This is a genomic window from Agrobacterium sp. MA01 (assembly GCF_009650195.1).
GTDB lineage: Bacteria > Pseudomonadota > Alphaproteobacteria > Rhizobiales > Rhizobiaceae > Allorhizobium.
In genome coordinates, this window is record NZ_CP045856.1 from 219,939 (window position 1) to 236,597 (window position 16,659).

Genomic DNA, 16,659 nt, shown 5'->3' on the forward strand with positions numbered 1-16,659 from the left:
TGGCCCGTCGCATTGCCGGCGTTGGCGCCGGTGGGAGTAGCTGACTGAAATGTGTGGCATATTCGGTATCATTTCCGATTCACGCGTCGAGCCGCAGGATCTCGGCTTGCTGGTGACGCATTCGCAGCAGCGCGGGCGGGATTCAAGCGGTCTCGTCACCTTTAACAGCCTTGGTTATCACATCTACCGCGCGGATTATCGCATCACCCGGCTGCTGAGCGAGGTGGGTCCGATAACGAGTTCCATGGTGCTCGGCCACAGCCGCCTCATTACCAATGGCCTTGCCGACAATCAGCCCGTGATTCGCGGCGGAATTGTCGTGCTGCACAACGGGATTGTGGTCAATGACGCATCGATCTGGGAGGTGATCGGCAAGACGCCCGCCCAGACCGTTGACACCGAAGCGATTGCCGCCATTGCCGAAGCACACCTGGAGGCTGGCGGCGCGCTCGAGGACGTGCCGCGCCGCGTACTTGATCTGTGCCGCGGTATCGTCGCTTGTGCAATGTTCGTGCCGCGTCTCGGCAAACTGCTTTTGTTTTCCAACAATGGCAGCCTCTATGTCGGTCGCACGGGAACCACCGTCTATTTTGCGTCCGAAAGCTATCCGCTTACGCAGATCGGTTGCAAAAGCATCGAGCAGGTCATGCGCGACGCGGCGATCATCGATATCCCGACTTCGGCCGCAACCCCGCAAGTGGTGGACAGGCGCGAGCGCAAGACGGATCTTATTCCGACGCTTGGACAGTCGGTGGCCGAGGAGAAACTGCTTAAATACCGGCACCATACGTTGCGGCGCTGTACCCGATGCATTCTTCCCGAGACCATGCCCTTCATCCGCTTCAACAGAGAGGGTGTGTGCAACTATTGCCTCAATTACAAGCCTCGCAACCGTCCGCGTCCGAAGGAGGAATTGTTCCGCCTTGTCGAGCCTTATCGCAGAGCCAAGGGCAACGATTGTATTGTGCCGTTTTCGGGCGGACGCGATAGCTGTTACGGTCTTCACCTGATCGTCAAGGAACTGAGGATGAAGCCCGTCACCTACACTTACGACTGGGGGATGGTGACTGATCTGGGTCGACGCAATATCAGCCGCATGTCGGCTGAACTCGGCGTGGAGAACATCATCGTCGCCGACGACATCGCCAAGAAGCGCGAACATATCGCCAAGAACCTGCGTGCCTGGCTGAAATCGCCGCATCTGGGAATGATCAGCATCTTGACAGCAGGCGACAAGCATTTCTTCCGTCACGTCGAGACTGTCAAGCAACAGACGGGCATCAGTCTGAACCTTTGGGGCATCAACCCCTTGGAAGTGACACATTTCAAGGCAGGATTCCTGGGCGTTCCTCCTGATTTCGAGGAGGAGCGGGTCTATTCGCATGGCGCGATGAAACAGTTGCGGTACCAATATCTGCGTCTGCGCGCGATGCTGCAGAGCCCCGGCTATTTCAACAGTTCTTTGTGGGATACGCTTTCGGGCGAGTATTACCGTAGCTTCACCAAAAAGTCGGACTACTATCACATCTTCGACTATTGGCGCTGGGACGAGAAGACGATCGACCAGACGCTTGCTGAGTACGATTGGGAAAAGGCGCCCGACACGAAGACGACCTGGCGCATTGGCGACGGCACGGCCGCGTTCTACAACTACGTCTATTACACCGTTGCGGGCTTCACCGAGCATGACACGTTCCGCAGCAACCAGATTCGCGAAGGTGATCTCAGCCGCGAAGAGGCGCTAGACATGGTTCTCGACGAAAATGCGCCGCGCTACCCCAATATAAAGTGGTATCTCGATGCGGTTGGCGTGGATTTCACCGACGCCATACGGACGGTCAACACCATTCCTGCGATGTACTAACGCGCCATGGCCTGTATCTGGTACCTTTCCAAATATGTTGCGCCGCCTGCCAAAGCCAGCGCGGGCGGACGCGGCTACCTGATCATGTGCGAACTGGCCCGCATGGGCCATCGCTGTGTGGTCATTACCTCTGACTCCAACATGTTGACCGAGGTCCCGAAGCTTGAGGAGGCCTATCTGCGGCAGGACGTTGACGGCCTCGAGCTCTGGTGGGTGCGCACCTTGAAATACCAGTTCGCCAAGTCGTCCCGGCGCATCCTAAGCTGGCTGGACTTCGAATGGCGGCTGTGGCGTATGCCGAAGGCGTCTCTTCCACGGCCTGACGCCATCATTGTTTCCAGTCTGTCTCTGCTGACAATCCTCAATGGCTTTCTGCTGCGTCGCCGGTACAAGTGCCGCCTAGTCTTCGAGATCCGCGATATCTGGCCGCTTACGATCGTTGAAGAAGGCGGTTTCAGTCCGCGCAATCCGTTGGTGCGCCTGCTCGGCTTCGTGGAGAAGTTGGGTTATCGCCATGCAGACGCCATCGTCGGTACCATGCCCAATTTGGCTGAGCATGTCCGCGAAGTGCTCGGGCGGTCGCGACCTACCTTCTGCATCCCGATGGGTGTTGACGAGGCGGCCTTGGAGGCTGGAGAGCCTCTGCCGGAGGCCTATGTGGCGCAGCATATGCCGCAAAGCCCTTTCGTCGTGGCACATGTTGGCAGCATTGGTATTACAAACGCGTTGGATACGTTCCTCGAATGCGCAGCGTCGATGCAAGACAGGCCGGACATTCATTTTCTCCTGGTCGGGGAGGGCGATCTGCGCAAGCGCTATCAGTCCCTCTACGGGCACCTGCCAAACCTTACCTTCGCGCCGCGTGTGCCGAAGGCTATGGTCCAGTCCGTGTTGTCACGGTGCGATCTCGTCTATTTCGCGGTCCACAAGTCGGCGGTCTGGCGCTTCGGCCAGTCGCTTAACAAGATCATCGACTATACGGTTGCCGGAAAGCCCATTGTCGCTTCCTACACCGGCTACCCGTCCATGATCAACGAAGCCGGCTGCGGGACCTATGTCCCCGCCGGCGATCTCAAGGCGCTGAAAGCCGAAATCGCGCGATATTCCGCAATGGACCCGCAAACGCGCAAAGAGATCGGGCGGCGCGGTCGGGAATGGATTCTCGCGAACAGGCGTTATGCCACGCTTGCAAGAAATTATGAAACCGTCCTCGGACTTGAAACTCCCTCTCTTACTGAGGGCCGTTGAGATGAAGAGAACCTTCGATGTGTTCGTTGCCCTTCTCGTCCTGATCGTCCTTTGCGTGCCCATGGTCTTTCTCGCCATTCTGGTGAGAGTAGGTCTTGGCGGCCCGGTTCTGTTCCGGCAGGTCCGGCCAGGACTTCACGGTCGGCCGTTCACCATGGTCAAGTTCCGCAGCATGACGGATGAGCGCTCTGCGGACGGAACACTCCTTCCGGACGTGCAACGTTTGACATCGCTTGGGCGATTCCTGCGTGCGTCGAGCCTGGATGAGCTGCCGGAGCTCTGGAACGTTTTGAAAGGCGAAATGAGCCTTGTGGGGCCGCGGCCTCTTCTGATGGACTACCTCTCGCTCTATACGCCCGAGCAAGCGCGCCGCCATAATGTCCGCCCGGGCATCACCGGCTGGGCGCAGATCAACGGTCGCAATGCGATCAGCTGGGAGGACAAGTTTGCACTCGATGTTTGGTATGTCGATCATCAAAGCATGGCACTTGACCTGCGTATACTCTGGCTGACCGTGGCCCGGGTGCTCGCCCGTAAAGGCATCAATGCGGAAGGCGAAGCAACGGTGAGCCGATTTACGGGGAGCGGATCATGAAGAGGCTTGCGCTGCTCGGAGCGAGCGGCCACGGGAAGGTGGTCGCCGATGCGGCGCTCAGCGCGGGCTGGACGCATGTGGACTTCTTTGACGACAGCTGGCCCGGGCACCGGGAAAACGGTCCCTGGCCGGTGGTCGGGACGAGCGCAGCGCTACTTGAACGCCTGAAGGACTACGACGGCGTGACTGTTTCGATCGGCAATTGCGCAATACGTTGGAAAAAACAATGCGAGCTCGAGGCAGCCAGCGCTGCCCTGGCGACCGTCGTTCATCCCGCCGCGTCCGTGAGTCGGCATGCCGTTCTCGGAGCCGGCACTGTGGTTTTGGCCGGCGCCGTCGTCCAGATCGATGCTTCCATCGGACCTGCAGGGATTATCAACACCGGTGCAACGGTGGATCACGACTGCAGACTTGCCCACGCCGTGCATGTCGCGCCCGGTGCAAACCTCTCCGGCGGCGTCACGGTTGGCGCTTGCAGCTGGATTGGCGTGGGTGCGGCGGTCAGGCAGGGCATTGCGATCGGTTCACAGGTCCTGATCGGCGCGGGCGCTGTCGTTGTTCGCGCAATTCCCGACGGTCAGACATTGATCGGCAATCCCGCTCGCCGCATGTGCGGCGAAACCTCCTAACTGAGGCATCGACATGCTCAACATCCCCTTTTCCCCCTGGCCCAGCTTCAGCGAGGAAGAAGCTGACGCAGTCCGTCAGGTGGTCTTGTCCAACCGGGTCAATTACTGGACAGGCACGGAAGCGCGTGAATTCGAGAAGGAGTTCGCGGCCTGGTGCGGTACGGCCCATGCCATAGCTCTGGCGAACGGGACTGTAGCGCTCGACCTCGCGTTGAAGGCGCTGGAAATAGGGCCGGGCGACGAAGTGGTCGTAACGCCACGCACATTCATCGCAAGCGTCTCCTGCGTCGTGAATGCCGGCGCAGCGCCGGTCTTCGCCGATGTCGAGCCAGATAGCGGAAACGTCTCGGCCGCGACGATCGCCGCAGTGCTGACACCGCGGACCAAGGCCGTCATCTGCGTCCATCTGGCCGGTTGGCCATGCGATATGGATTCGATCATGGCGCTCTCGGCACAGCGCGGCTTCAAGGTGATCGAGGACTGCGCGCAGGCACACGGTGCACGCTATAAAGGCCGCAATGTCGGAAGCATCGGGCATATCGGCGCCTGGAGCTTTTGTCAGGACAAGATTATCACGTCGGGCGGCGAAGGCGGGATGGTGACCACTGACGACGAGGCGCTGTGGCGGGTGATGTGGGCCTTCAAGGATCATGGCAAGAGCTTCGAAGCCGTGTACGAGCGGTCCCATCCGCCCGGCTTTCGCTGGCTCCACGAGAGCTTCGGCACAAACTGGCGTATGCTCGAGACGCAGGCGGTGATTGGACGGATCCAACTGCGGCGGCTGGCGGACTGGCGCAAAGCCCGCACGGCGAATGCCGAGCGAATTCGGGCTGCATGCCGCCGCTTCCAGGTCGTCGAAGTTCCGATCCTGCCCGAAGGCAGCGAGCATGCCTTCTACAAGTGCTATGTGCATGTCAGGCCGGACAAGCTCGCGCCCGGCTGGAGTCGGGATAGGATCGTCGAAGAAATCGTGGCGCTCGGTGTTCCATGCTACCAAGGCACTTGCTCGGAGGTCTATCTCGAGAAGGCGTTCGACGGTACCGGTTCGCGCCCACCGTCGCGCTTGGCCGTGGCGCGGTCCTTGGGAGAAACCAGCATGATGTTTCTCGTTCATCCGACCCTGACCGAAGCCGAGATCGACCTGACCTGCCGGGTAGTCTCGGAAGTGCTGACCCGGGCCGAGGCGGGCTGACGTCAATGGGCCATCAGTGCCTTGACATGCTCCGCAATCGCAAGTGATGCGGTAAGTCCGGGCGATTCAATGCCGAAGAGATGGATAAGGCCGTTCACACCGTGGTCCTGCGGGCCCGTGATGCGGAAGTCCTGTTTGGCCACGGAGGGAGGCACAATCTTGGGCCGGATGCCGGCATAGGCCGGAACCAGGCAACCGTCCGGGAGTTCCGGCCAATAGCGTCTTATGGCGGCGTAAAAGCCTGCCGAACGGCCGGGATCGACGCTGTAGTCGATGGACGGCACCCATTCTACGTCCGGCCCAAATCGGGCTTGGCCGGCTAGATCGAGCGTCAGATGCGTCCCCAGTCCCCCCGGGACTGGAACCGGGTAGATCAGATGCGAAAATGGCGCGCGCAGGCCCGATAGGGAGAAATAATTGCCTTTGGCGAAATAGGTCTCCGGAACTGCCGATTCCGGAAACCCGCTGATCGCCCCTGCCACGGCAGGCGCGCGCAACCCCGCGCTGTTGATCAACCATCGGCAGGCAAGCTTGATCGGCTGATCGCCCCCCACTTGGACGGTCAGCGCGTGCCCCGCTTCGGCGGCGCCGAAAGGGGAACGCCAGGCAAAAACCGCACCCTGATCCTCGGCCTGGCCGATCATCGCCTGCATGAAGCCGTGGCTATCGACGATGCCTGTCGAAGGCGAATGCAGCGCCGCGATCGCCGAAAGCTTCGGCTCGATCTGCCGAAGCTGTTCCCGCGCGACCATCGTGATATCGCCGACTCCATTGTCGGCGGCGTGCGCGGCAATCAGTGGAAGTCTTGCCGCCTCGTCTTCGTTCGTGGCGACGATGAGCTTGCCGCACGCCTTGTGTTCGACGCCGAAATCGCGGCAGAAGTCGTACAGGCGATTTTTCCCCTCCACGCAAAGCCTGGCCATCAGACTGCCCTTCGGATAATAGATGCCGGCGTGAATGACCTCGCTGTTGCGCGAAGAGTTTCCACTTCCGAAACTGTCTTCAGCCTCAAGAACAATGACCTCGCGGCCCGCTTGCGCCAAGCTCCGGGCAATCGCAATCCCGACGACTCCGGCCCCGACAACGATGCATTCGACAGTTTCCAAAGTTCCTCTCCGGCCATGTTTGAGGCAGCTTTGTTGCGCGGCCTGCGCGGCAGAAGTAGACGATTTTGCTGGACTTGCAACACGCCGGTCGACAGGACAGGGCGCGATCGTCGCTGCGCGCAGAAAGAAGACTTGACCGGTCCATCTCCGATCAGTCCGGTTTTCCAAACCTCCGGGGGGCTGCGAAGGCTTGCTTTTTGAGCGGTTGAAGTCCAAATAGGCGCGATGTTCGGACGCTGGCGGGGTGGTTCGAACCCGTGGGCTCCTCGGCCTCCTGATCACACAAACGACTTGAGAAACTGATGCCAGTACTTATAACGGGAGGAGCTGGCTATATCGGCTCACACATGTGCTGGCACTTGGTAGATCAGGGCCAACAGATCGTCGTTATTGATAGATTAAGCACGGGTTTCAGTTGGTCCCTGCCCAAAAATGCAGAGTTGATTATTGGTGATGTTGCTGACCAGCGCTTAGTGGAAGACACAATCAAGCGGAACAATGTTGATTCAATCATTCATTTTGCAGGCTCCGTAGTAGTGCCGGAATCCGTAGCCGATCCCCTTTCTTATTACAGAAACAACGCTGTTGCTTCTATGTTGCTTATTGAAAGCGCTGTGCGCTGCTCGGTACGCAATTTTATATTTTCATCAACCGCCGCGGTGTACGGAGACAGTGCATTGCCACTTGTCGCTGAGGATACACCGCTTAGGCCGCAGTCTCCGTACGCCAGTTCGAAAATGATGACCGAGATGATGCTGTCCCACGCGGCAGCTGCGCACAACTTGTCATACACGATACTACGATACTTCAATGTCGCGGGGGCTGATGCGCTGCTTCGGACCGGGCAATCTACTCGTGGAGCTACGCACCTGATCAAAGCCGCAGCAGAAGCTGCCGTCGGCAAGAGAAGTCACCTGTGCGTTTATGGTAGTGACTATCCTACGAGAGACGGAACCTGTGTCAGAGACTTCATTCATGTCAGCGATCTTGTTGAAGCCCACTCCCTAGCTCTTGAAAGGCTCCGCGCCGGGGGAGGAAACCTTACGCTGAATTGTGGCTACGGCAAGGGCTACACTGTATTTGAGGTAATTGCTGCCGTGAGGAGACACGCACAGTTCGATTTCAGCACAGTAGTACAAAATCGGCGTCCGGGCGATATTGTATCTGTCGTCGCCGACACATCAAAGATCCGAGCAGAACTGGGCTGGAAACCGAAAAAAAATGACCTGGACAAAATCGTCCAGGATGCGATCGGTTGGGAGAGTAAGCTAGCTCACCAAGACGGTCAGAAGTGACACAAATGTGAAATGGAGCCTATTTTGCACTTGTGTTCACTGTATGAAATGAAATGGATTATGATTGTGCTTGCTACGGTCACGGTGATCACGACTTACTTGTTGTGGTATCCGGGAGCGTTGTCGTTTGATAGCTTTGGGCAGCTTTCGCAAGCACGTAACGGAGTCTTCAGCGATGGGTGGCCGCGACTTTTTTCGCTGCTGTGGGGATACCTTGATAGTGGAGTTGCCCCTTAAAGACCGGACAGGATCAGGTTTCTGTTTGACGGTTTAAGAACTGACGAGGCGACCGATACCCTAGGCCCTGTTGACAAAGTGGATTCCCAAATCAGCGGAAGCGCGGTTCAAGGTTGTCTTTTAGGAGGCGGTTTTGGCTCGCAGCGACCTGACGGATATGGAATGGCGGATCATCGAGGGACTGTTGCCCACCGAACGCGGCAGGAAGTCCCGGCCAGCGCACGATAATCGGCAATATCTATATGGCATGTTGCGTGTTCTTCGGGTCGGCTGCCCCTGGCGCGACATGCATGAGCGCTACGGAAATTGGAATTCGGTCAATGTGCGCTTCCGCCGTTGGGCCGAGCAGGCCCACGCCCGAGCAGACGGTCAGGGCAGCCCTCTTGGCTTCGTCCTGACATGCGGCGAGGTTTCGGACTATAACGCCGTTCCAGAGTTGCTGGCGATACCGGTCGGCAAACTGAGGCTTTTCCTTGCTGACAAAGCCTACGATGGTGATTTCCTGCGCGAGGAACTCCTGATCCGTGGGATCAGGCCGGTCATTCCGCCGAAGGCCAACCGGAAGAACCCACCTGCCTGCGACTACCAGGCTTACAAGGATCGAAATCGCATCGAGCGGATGCTCAACCGCCTCAAACAGTTTCGGCGCGTCGCGACCCGATACGACAAGACCCGAAAATCCTTCGCAGCATTCCTTGCCCTGGCCGCCGCAAAGATATGGTTGCCATACTTTATCAACACGACCTAGAAATGCACCGCCAATGTCAAACGCTCGCTTAAAAAGCATTGATGAGTGATCCAAAATAAATCTGCGGAACCCGATGAGCGGGTCTTTACGGCAAGTTACCAAAAATCGGCAGCGCTGAAAGCAGACGCTACTCGCGAAAGTCGCCAAGAGTCTTATCCTTCCCGCTGGCTATAGCGACCTGCGGGATGATGATCGCATTTATCTGCCTCGGTGATACATAGTGGTCGCTGGTTTGTCGTGCTGCGAGGCGGGGTCTATCTCAACGCTTGGATAGAATACAGCGTCTCACGGGCAACGGTATTCCACGTTCTCAGCGTCGGCCTCGCCTCGTTGATGCGCTTCCGAAGCTCATGATTGAATGTGATATCCGCCGCTAGCTTCTCTATGATCTGTGCAAGACGAGATGCGTCATCAGGCTGGAAGTAAATTGCCAGATCCTCGCAGACCTCTTGCAATGCTTCCGCTGTCGAGCAGATTGCCGGGGTTCCGCACCAGAGCGCTTCGCCTGCCGGCAGTCCCCAGCCTTCCAGCTTGCTCGGCATCACCAGAGCAAGTGCTCCTTTATAGAGCTTCACAAGATCAGTCTGGTTGGGATTATCGATGAAAATCAGCTTTTCCTGAATGTCCCTGAAAGCTGGCCTTGATGCATAGCGACGTAGGCGCTTTCTGTGGGAGCCGGCAATCACGAGCTGCGGCACGGGCTTGCCGTTCGCATGCAGTTGCCGCAGGGCCTCCAACACGACCTCGATGTTCTTTCGGCCGAGATTAAGGGCAACTGTCAGGATATAGGGTTCTGTCGGTATAGAGACCTCTGGCGGTTCGGTTCCATCAGGACAGTGGTGGACAAGTTGCACCACACTGACGGGGCCGCGCGGTTTCGGCAGGATGCCCTTTTCGACGAAGCTTTGGAGCTCTTTGGCGGTGAAGTTCGAGTTCGTCAGGATCTGACTGGCCCGCTCGATCAGGAACCGGTTGTCGGCCAGGAAGTTCCGGTCGAGCTTGCGAAAGCGTTTCGTCGCCCCATCATGAAGTGGCATGAAATCGTGCAGCAAGGGGACGATGGCCGCTTTCGATCCTCTCTCACGGAGCACCCTCACCATGTCCACGATCAGCTTCGGCCGGGCTGCGGAGAAGAAGGTGCCATGTTCGATTGCAACGGGTTTCAGATGTCCGGCATGTTTCAACCAGTTGTCCCTGTTTTTCTTCGGCGTCATCAGGTTCAAGAGGCGAAAGATGATTGGCAGGATGGGGTTCTTGCCGAAATACGACCTAACCCATTTCTGGCCCACGTCCTTCGGTAGATCAAACTCTGGGCTCCCGTCCTCTCGCTTTTGCCAGTTGACTTCGTAGAATTCCTGCGTGCCGAAGGAGAAGACAACGAAGCGGATGTCTTCGCTGAGCAAGGCAGCTTCTCGGCCGATTTCGTGGACGGTTCGGGCAATCCCGTAATACTGCGTGCGCTTCCCCGATGTGGAGAGCAGCGCCTCTGTCAGATCGAAATAAAGAAGGCCGGTCAAGTGGGTGCTCTTTCCTGCATGCTGTTCGACAGGGCATAGAGTACACCGCAGAGCAGACAGAAGTAGTGCGTATAGAATTTCAGGTTCAGGAATGAATCGAACATCATCGCAATGCCCCAGAAGAGCGACACTCCGGTCGTCAGGAGTATTCTATCGGCAGTCGACAGACCTTTGGAAACAAACCACGGGATCGCAAGGAAGATCAGGCCAAGCACAAGTTGGAGCAATCCACCGGTTACGAGCCAGGTGAGGTACTGATTGTGATTGTGCTCGAAGCCGTATTTCGCGTGTATCAGTTTCTGAAGATAGAGTGAGCCATGACCAAATACGGGGTTCTCTTGGATTGCCGTCAGCGACGTCTCCCACATTGCGAGTCGAAGTCCGATGGAAGCATCATCGGTGACTTCTGTCGATTGGTTTGGCTCGGACGAAGTTGCAGCTGCTGGCTCGGAGTTATTCGAAGTTTGCACCGCTTCTGGTGCCGTTGCCCCATGCGATGGGGAGTTGTTTTCCTCATAAGCGGCTGTGAGCTGCGAGCTCATCCTTATCAAGGTCTCGACTGTCGAGGAGAAGCGGCTGGCTGGTCCGCAATCCGTTGCTAGGCCTATGAGAGCGGAGACCACCGCCCCCACGATTGCCGCTGTGGCCACATGATAGAGCCGTGGCGTGCTTTTTCTAAAGGAATGCAGGATGCTCAGGAGTGCAAGTACGCCGAAAACGCCAACTTGGGCCACTGCGACGCCGCGGGAGCCGGTATAAGTCGTGGAGACGACGATACTGAGCGCGAGCAATCCAACGCGAACCCAGCGCTCGCGCTCGGCTAACCTTTCCCACCCGACCAGACAGATGAATGTGATTGTCGAGAACAAGAGAGCAGGGATAAAGGGCCAAGGAGCCAGGCCCCGCACGCGGCAGGCATCCCTGATCCCGGCAAACATCATATAGGACAAGACGGTGAAGCAGGCGACGAGCAGCCAGGGCATCAGCCTGCGGAACAGAGAGGCCAAATCTCTAAACTGCAGGCTCCGCACCAAGCCAACGGCGAGCATGGCAATCGCGATGGAATAGGATTCCAAGCTTGGATTGACCGGACGGGGATCTGTAGCCTCAAGTCCTGTAAAGAAGAAAAGGACATACAGGCTATATGCGAAGTAGGTGCCGAATGGGGCGAGCAGCGTCCAGATCGACACGCGATAGTGCCTGTTCTTAAGCGCGTGCAACAAGAATGGGATGGGCAGAACGCCAGCAACGACGAGAAGAGGCGTCACCTTGCTGCCGAGAAACAATGCAACGGCAAGCCCTGTGAGAAACAGAATGTCCGAGGCATGCCACAAGCGGTCGATATGGGTCTTCATGGTCCCGTTCCAGAAATCTAAGAGGCTTGAAGGACGAGAGGGGCAGCTATGGTGCCGGCTCTAAACATCCCGCTACGCTTGCTCAAGCACGAAGTGCATAGGCCAATCTTACAAAATCATCCCGTAGCCTTCGGGCATAGGTCCCGAGGCGTTTCCATTTCGGGAACTTGACGGAGCGGTAGATGTCGCGTGTCGCAATTGTCGTGCCGCCGCGCGCTATGTTCGCCACGTTCTTTCGTGTCGTGTAAACTAGCGAACCATGGTCCCAGCCACGTTCGAGGGCCGCGTCCCAAGGGTAGCGCATGACCGTCAGGTGTTTGATCAGGAGCGCGGCCCCCCGGCGAGACACCGCATAACAGGCGGATGAACCGAGCGGTCCATGAATGGCGCGACCGATCTCGTCGCCTAGGCTTGATGTGTTGGTCCTTTGGAAACCGACGACCCGGTGGTTGAAGAACTTGATCACGTCGGCATCCGGAACCGCTTCAAATGCCGCGTGTACGCGATCCTTGAGGTCTGCGCTCAGTTCTACATCATCTTCTATTATGAGTGCGGTATCGTCGTTCGTTGCGAGGAATGCGTTGAGCGCCTTGATGTGGCTTCGATAGCAACCGTATTCGCCGGCGAGCATCAGGCGGCCGGTATTGCGGCGGAATGCTGCATCGTCGATTGCCTCCCGTTTCGTTTCCGGCGTCAACTTGCCATCGACTGCAGAGACGCGGGTGAGGGGCAAGCCTAGCGCGGTGGCTCGTTTAGCCAGGACTTCCCAACGGTCGGTCGATCGATCCAGATTGATCGCAAGAATTGCGACGCTCATGTGCTTATGTCCTCATTCTTATCTGAAAAGAAAGTAAGGGGAGACGTTGATGCCGGTGTCTTTTCGAACGCGCTCGGCGAAGAGAGCGACGTGCTTCACCTCGGTATTGGTCGGCGCAATGATCGAAATTCTTTTTGAAGACACAGTGCGGGCCTACCGACGCTTCAAGGGGAAAAGCATGGTTTTGGCGCAGATGCCAGCTCGATTTCGTCCCAGCGTTTCGGACTGACTGCGCATGCTCATTCTTAGGCCACCCCGTCTCAGCTTTTAAGCGCATCCCTCTATCCCGGAGGCTCGGTAGCATCTGGGCGCTGATGCAGCAACAGGCTGTGGGCATCTTGCCTGTTGAGCACGTTTGATCGTCGTCTCGCTGACCTTTGGGATCGGTCGCTGCGGTCTCAGTCGTCACGATAGTGGCTATGGCCTTCAAATCTGTCGCAGGTGCCAGTCCCGCCATCATGTGGAGGAGTGGTGAGCCGATGACCTTGGCAGAGTCGATCACCACGTCCAGGCGTTTCGCAAAATCCGCCTTGCGTTCGGGAAGGGCCGCCATGCCGCGTTCGCCGGCTACCCAGTCACCGGGCGGGATTTTGAAAAGTGCCTGTACAAAGCCAGCGGTCTCAAGCCGTTCTGCGACAACCTCGGCCGGGTATTCACAGGGAAACAGATACTCCACGGCCTTAAATCAGCATTCGGCCGCCGCTGCGAAGCGATCGAGGAAAAGCATCTCGGTGAACATCATTGACAGGTTGGCCGCAAACTGGGGCATATCAGTGTTTCTCCTCCAGGCCGTAAACTCAAGGCCAGCATTCTTTGCCAGCTAGCGCGCCAACCAGACGGCGTCGTCCTCGTCCCGCTCATCGGCCTCGAGCTGTGGTCGACAACTGGACGCAACGCTCGCGGTCAGCGAGGTCAGCTCTTTTGGCAAGAGCGAAATGCATGCCGAGACCCTCGCGGGAAAATTGCCGCTTTGCCCTATCATGACGACGTGCTGACCATGTACCCGCAAGACCAAGACCGCAGTTCTTGATCTTGCGCCCGCAATTCACACCATGCCCAGGTCGTGGAAGGAAGAGTGCAGCGCTCTATCAGCCGGCGAGAAGCGATTGGCCGCAAAATTGTGCTGGTGCCAATAGGGGTAGATGTAATCGGGCCGGCTCACCAGGTTGAGGCGAGACAATTCCTGATCGGAGAGGGTAAGGCTTGTTGCAGCGATGTTATCGCGGAAATGGTCCTGGCTTAAACCGCCCACGACGACTGTCGAGATCGCCGGGCGCGACAGCGTCCATGCGAGGCTCACCTGAGCGACCGAAACGCCCCTCTCGGTCGCGATCTCCTCCAGCACATCGATGATGGCCCAAAGCCGTTCCTTGTCGCGGATTGGTGGCTCGCTCCAGCCTTGAGCCTGGCGTGACTGCTCCGGCTCCCTGTTGCGCGCAAAGGCGCCCGACAGAAGCCCGGCAGCAAGCGGGCTCCAGACCATCACCCCGAGCCCTTGGTCAACCGAGAGCGGCAGGAGTTCATATTCTGCCTCGCGCGCCTCGAGCGTATAGTGGATCTGCTGCGTGACAAACCGCGCCATCCCCTTGTTTTCCGAGATCTGCAGGGCTTTCATAATGTGCCATCCGGAATAGTTCGAACAGCCAATGTAGCGGATCTTGCCCTGCTCGCGCAGCGTATGCAGTGCTTCTAGCGTCTCGTCGAGTGGCGTCAGGCCATCCCATTCATGCATGAAATAGATGTCGATATGGTCTCGCTTCAGTCTCTTGAGCGAGCGTTCGCACTCTCTGATGATATGATAGCGGGAGGCCCCTTCGTCATTGGGGCCGTCGCCGATCCTCATGCGGGCCTTGGACGAAATCAACACGTCATTGCGCTTGGAGCCCAAGGCTTCGCCGAGAATTTCCTCCGAGCGTCCGAGCGAATACATGTTGGCCGTGTCAAAAAGATTGACCCCAAGATCGATACAGCTGTCGATCAGCCGGCGCGCTTCCTCAACGCCTTGGGTTGCCACCTTGGCAAATCCGCCGACACCTCCGAAGGAAAATGTGCCCATGGAAATGGCCGACACCTTGAGACCCGAACGGCCGAGCATTCGATACTGCATTTGATCCTCCTCCTTCTCAGTCACCCGACATGCGCGACAGGCGTAGCAATCCGGCAATCTGGTCCATGCCAAGCTCAGGGCTTGTCAGATAAGGTCGATGGTGTTGCCCCGCTTGAAGGGCGCGCGCCATGGACGCCTGAGCCAGCACAACGAGCTCGACCTCGCTTGAGAGTGTCGCATAGGCCTCCTGCACCAGGAGGTCATGACCTTCTTGGTCGCCGCTTTTCAGCCGCGCGAATGCCTCGTTTACAAGCCGTGAGACGAATTTGCATTGGCGGCCCATTCGCTTGGCCGTGCCTTCCAGGAGCCGCGTGGTCGGGTCGAGCGTGGTTGGCAAGGTCGCCAGAATGCCGATCGTCGAGGCCTGATTGACGGCTTGTTCCGCCATGCCTCTGTCGATCCGAAAAAGCGGTGTTGCGGTCTTTGCGGCCAAGGCGTCGACGACCTCGCCGAGTGTCGAGCAGGTGACGATGATGGCGCTGCTTCCATCCTCCTCAGCTTTGTGCACATGTCTCGTGAGACGGTCGAAAACCTCCTGGCTCACATGGCCATTGGCAATCACATTTGAGAGCAGGCTCTCCTCCACGACCGATGCGATCTGCCAGCCCGGCAGTCTTTCTGCTGCAAGCACGGCAAAGACGGGTTCCAATGTCTTGACCGTGTGAATGAAGGTCAGCTTGCGGGGCTGCGGCATAGGTGGCTTGCCCTTTGTTGGGTCCTTGATTTGGCCATTCGTCTCGCTGGTCATTGCGCGGGGATCTGCTGCTTTGCGGCACGGGTCTTGCTGCGCTGCATGAGCTTCTCGTGGCTTCCGCGTAAGACGAGATCGGCCCCGACCTGGATCTTGACCGCCGGCTGAGGCTCTGTCGAATTGATGAGATCATCGAGAATGGTGACGGCGAGATAGCCGATCTTTCGTTTCGAGACCTCGATCGTTGTCAGGCCCGGATCCATCGTCGCACTCTGGGGCAGGTTGTCGAAGCCGATGATCGAGACGTCATCCGGGATGGTCAGCCCATGCTCGCGCAAGGCGCGGATGAAGCCATAGGCGATGATATCATTGGTGCAGAAATAACATTCAGCCAGGTCTAGGCCGTCGGCCAATAGCTGGCGCGTATCGCTATAAGCGCCGTCATAGGTCGATTCCACAGAGAGAATATCGGCCGGGTCGACCGACAGCCCGAGCCGCGCCATGTTCTTGAAAAAGGCATCGCGGCGAAGCTTGAAATTCGTCGTCTCGACATGCGAAGCCACAAAGCCGATCCGTCGGAAGCCCTGCTGATGAAAGCGCGACAATACCTTGTAGACGGCGTCCTCATTGTTCATGTCGACGAAATTGGCGTCGATGACATCGAAGAACGTATCGATGAAGACCGTCGGATATCCAAGTCCCTGGATCAGCCGGATGTCGGCCTCGGTCAGTTCTGTGCCAAGTGCCACGACACCCGAAATCGGCGCTCCGGCAAGCGATTCCGCAACCGAACTGATTGGCTGACCTTCGAAGCTGACCACTTCGAGCGTGTAGTTGCGCCTGGTAGCCTCAGCCGACATGCCATCGATATAGTCTGAAATGAAGACGCTGTGGTCGCGATTGACGGTATGGCCATGCTTGGCAATCTTTAAGAAGCGGAGCGTCTCGCCCGGCTCACTGGTCGATTTGCTGGCCCTTGGCACATAGTTCAGACTTGCCACGGCTTCGAGAACCTTGGCGCGCGTGACGCCTGAGATGTCACCCTTGCCGTTCAAGACGAGAGACACGGTCGCTGCAGAGACGCCGGCGGCCTCCGCGATGTCTCGGATCGTCAGGTTCTTGCCGTTCTTCATCGCTGTCCCGAATGCTGCATCTGCGAGATAATTTACTAAACAGTATGTCCGTTAAGCCGGATGTTTACGGCAATTGCGACCGGTTCGCAATCGGATTTGCGGGCAGAATAGGGCTTGTCACCGGG

The 16,659-nt window shown here is 57.8% G+C and carries 14 protein-coding genes; 7 read left to right on the top strand and 7 right to left on the bottom strand.

From position 1 onward, the window contains the following. The first annotated feature begins 49 nt into the window (after nt 1–49). The 5 genes from GH983_RS23675 to GH983_RS23695 are packed head-to-tail and all read left to right on the top strand — an operon-like array spanning nt 50 to nt 5,528. On the top strand, nt 50–1,864 hold the full coding sequence (locus tag GH983_RS23675; RefSeq protein WP_153763859.1) for a glucosamine 6-phosphate synthetase: 1,815 nt from the start codon (nt 50–52) through the stop codon (nt 1,862–1,864). Nucleotides 1,865–1,870: 6 nt separating this feature from the next. Beyond that, nucleotides 1,871–3,112, top strand: coding sequence for a glycosyltransferase family 4 protein (locus tag GH983_RS23680; protein WP_069044197.1), 1,242 nt, complete (start codon nt 1,871–1,873; stop codon nt 3,110–3,112). A 1-nt stretch (nt 3,113) separates the two neighbouring features. Beyond that, on the top strand, nt 3,114–3,707 hold the full coding sequence (locus tag GH983_RS23685) for a sugar transferase (protein WP_069044198.1): 594 nt from the start codon (nt 3,114–3,116) through the stop codon (nt 3,705–3,707). Beyond that, the gene (locus GH983_RS23690; RefSeq protein ID WP_069044199.1) at nt 3,704–4,336 is read left to right on the top strand and encodes an acetyltransferase; all 633 of its coding nucleotides are present in this window, start codon (nt 3,704–3,706) and stop codon (nt 4,334–4,336) included. Before GH983_RS23685 ends, GH983_RS23690 begins: the two co-directional genes overlap by 4 nt. A 13-nt stretch (nt 4,337–4,349) precedes the next feature. Then, on the top strand, nt 4,350–5,528 hold the full coding sequence (locus GH983_RS23695; protein WP_069044200.1) for a DegT/DnrJ/EryC1/StrS aminotransferase family protein: 1,179 nt from the start codon (nt 4,350–4,352) through the stop codon (nt 5,526–5,528). Nucleotides 5,529–5,530: 2 nt separating this feature from the next. Here GH983_RS23695 and GH983_RS23700 read toward each other — a convergent pair whose 3' ends face one another. Continuing rightward, nucleotides 5,531–6,634, bottom strand: a complete 1,104-nt coding sequence (locus GH983_RS23700) for an NAD(P)/FAD-dependent oxidoreductase (protein ID WP_069044201.1) — start codon at nt 6,632–6,634, stop codon at nt 5,531–5,533. A gap of 302 nt (nt 6,635–6,936) precedes the next feature. Between GH983_RS23700 and galE the strand changes: the two genes are divergently transcribed. Beyond that, nucleotides 6,937–7,929, top strand: a complete 993-nt coding sequence (galE, locus tag GH983_RS23705) for a UDP-glucose 4-epimerase GalE (protein WP_069044202.1) — start codon at nt 6,937–6,939, stop codon at nt 7,927–7,929. A 370-nt stretch (nt 7,930–8,299) separates the two neighbouring features. Then, complete coding sequence (locus tag GH983_RS23710; protein WP_069044203.1) at nt 8,300–8,914, top strand: IS5 family transposase; 615 nt, start codon at nt 8,300–8,302, stop codon at nt 8,912–8,914. A gap of 254 nt (nt 8,915–9,168) precedes the next feature. Here the strand turns inward: GH983_RS23710 and GH983_RS23715 are convergent, their stop codons facing one another. The 6 genes from GH983_RS23715 to GH983_RS23740 form a co-directional block, all read right to left on the bottom strand. Continuing rightward, nucleotides 9,169–10,431: a glycosyltransferase family 1 protein gene (locus tag GH983_RS23715; protein WP_069044204.1), complete on the bottom strand. Its 1,263-nt coding sequence runs from the start codon at nt 10,429–10,431 to the stop codon at nt 9,169–9,171. Continuing rightward, the gene (locus GH983_RS23720) at nt 10,428–11,786 is read right to left on the bottom strand and encodes an O-antigen ligase family protein (RefSeq protein WP_069044205.1); all 1,359 of its coding nucleotides are present in this window, start codon (nt 11,784–11,786) and stop codon (nt 10,428–10,430) included. The genes GH983_RS23715 and GH983_RS23720 overlap by 4 nt, the downstream gene beginning before the upstream one ends. A gap of 82 nt (nt 11,787–11,868) precedes the next feature. After that, nucleotides 11,869–12,603 carry a glycosyltransferase family 25 protein gene (locus GH983_RS23725; RefSeq protein ID WP_069044206.1) on the bottom strand — a complete coding sequence of 245 codons (735 nt, stop codon included), beginning with the start codon at nt 12,601–12,603 and terminating at the stop codon, nt 11,869–11,871. Between the two features lie 1,045 nt (nt 12,604–13,648). Further along, nucleotides 13,649–14,710 carry an aldo/keto reductase gene (locus tag GH983_RS23730; protein ID WP_069044208.1) on the bottom strand — a complete coding sequence of 354 codons (1,062 nt, stop codon included), beginning with the start codon at nt 14,708–14,710 and terminating at the stop codon, nt 13,649–13,651. Nucleotides 14,711–14,726: 16 nt separating this feature from the next. Then, nucleotides 14,727–15,458, bottom strand: a complete 732-nt coding sequence (locus tag GH983_RS23735) for an aspartate/glutamate racemase family protein (protein ID WP_246727642.1) — start codon at nt 15,456–15,458, stop codon at nt 14,727–14,729. Beyond that, the gene (locus GH983_RS23740) at nt 15,455–16,534 is read right to left on the bottom strand and encodes a LacI family DNA-binding transcriptional regulator (RefSeq protein ID WP_069044209.1); all 1,080 of its coding nucleotides are present in this window, start codon (nt 16,532–16,534) and stop codon (nt 15,455–15,457) included. Before GH983_RS23740 ends, GH983_RS23735 begins: the two co-directional genes overlap by 4 nt. Nucleotides 16,535–16,659: the final 125 nt, after the last annotated feature.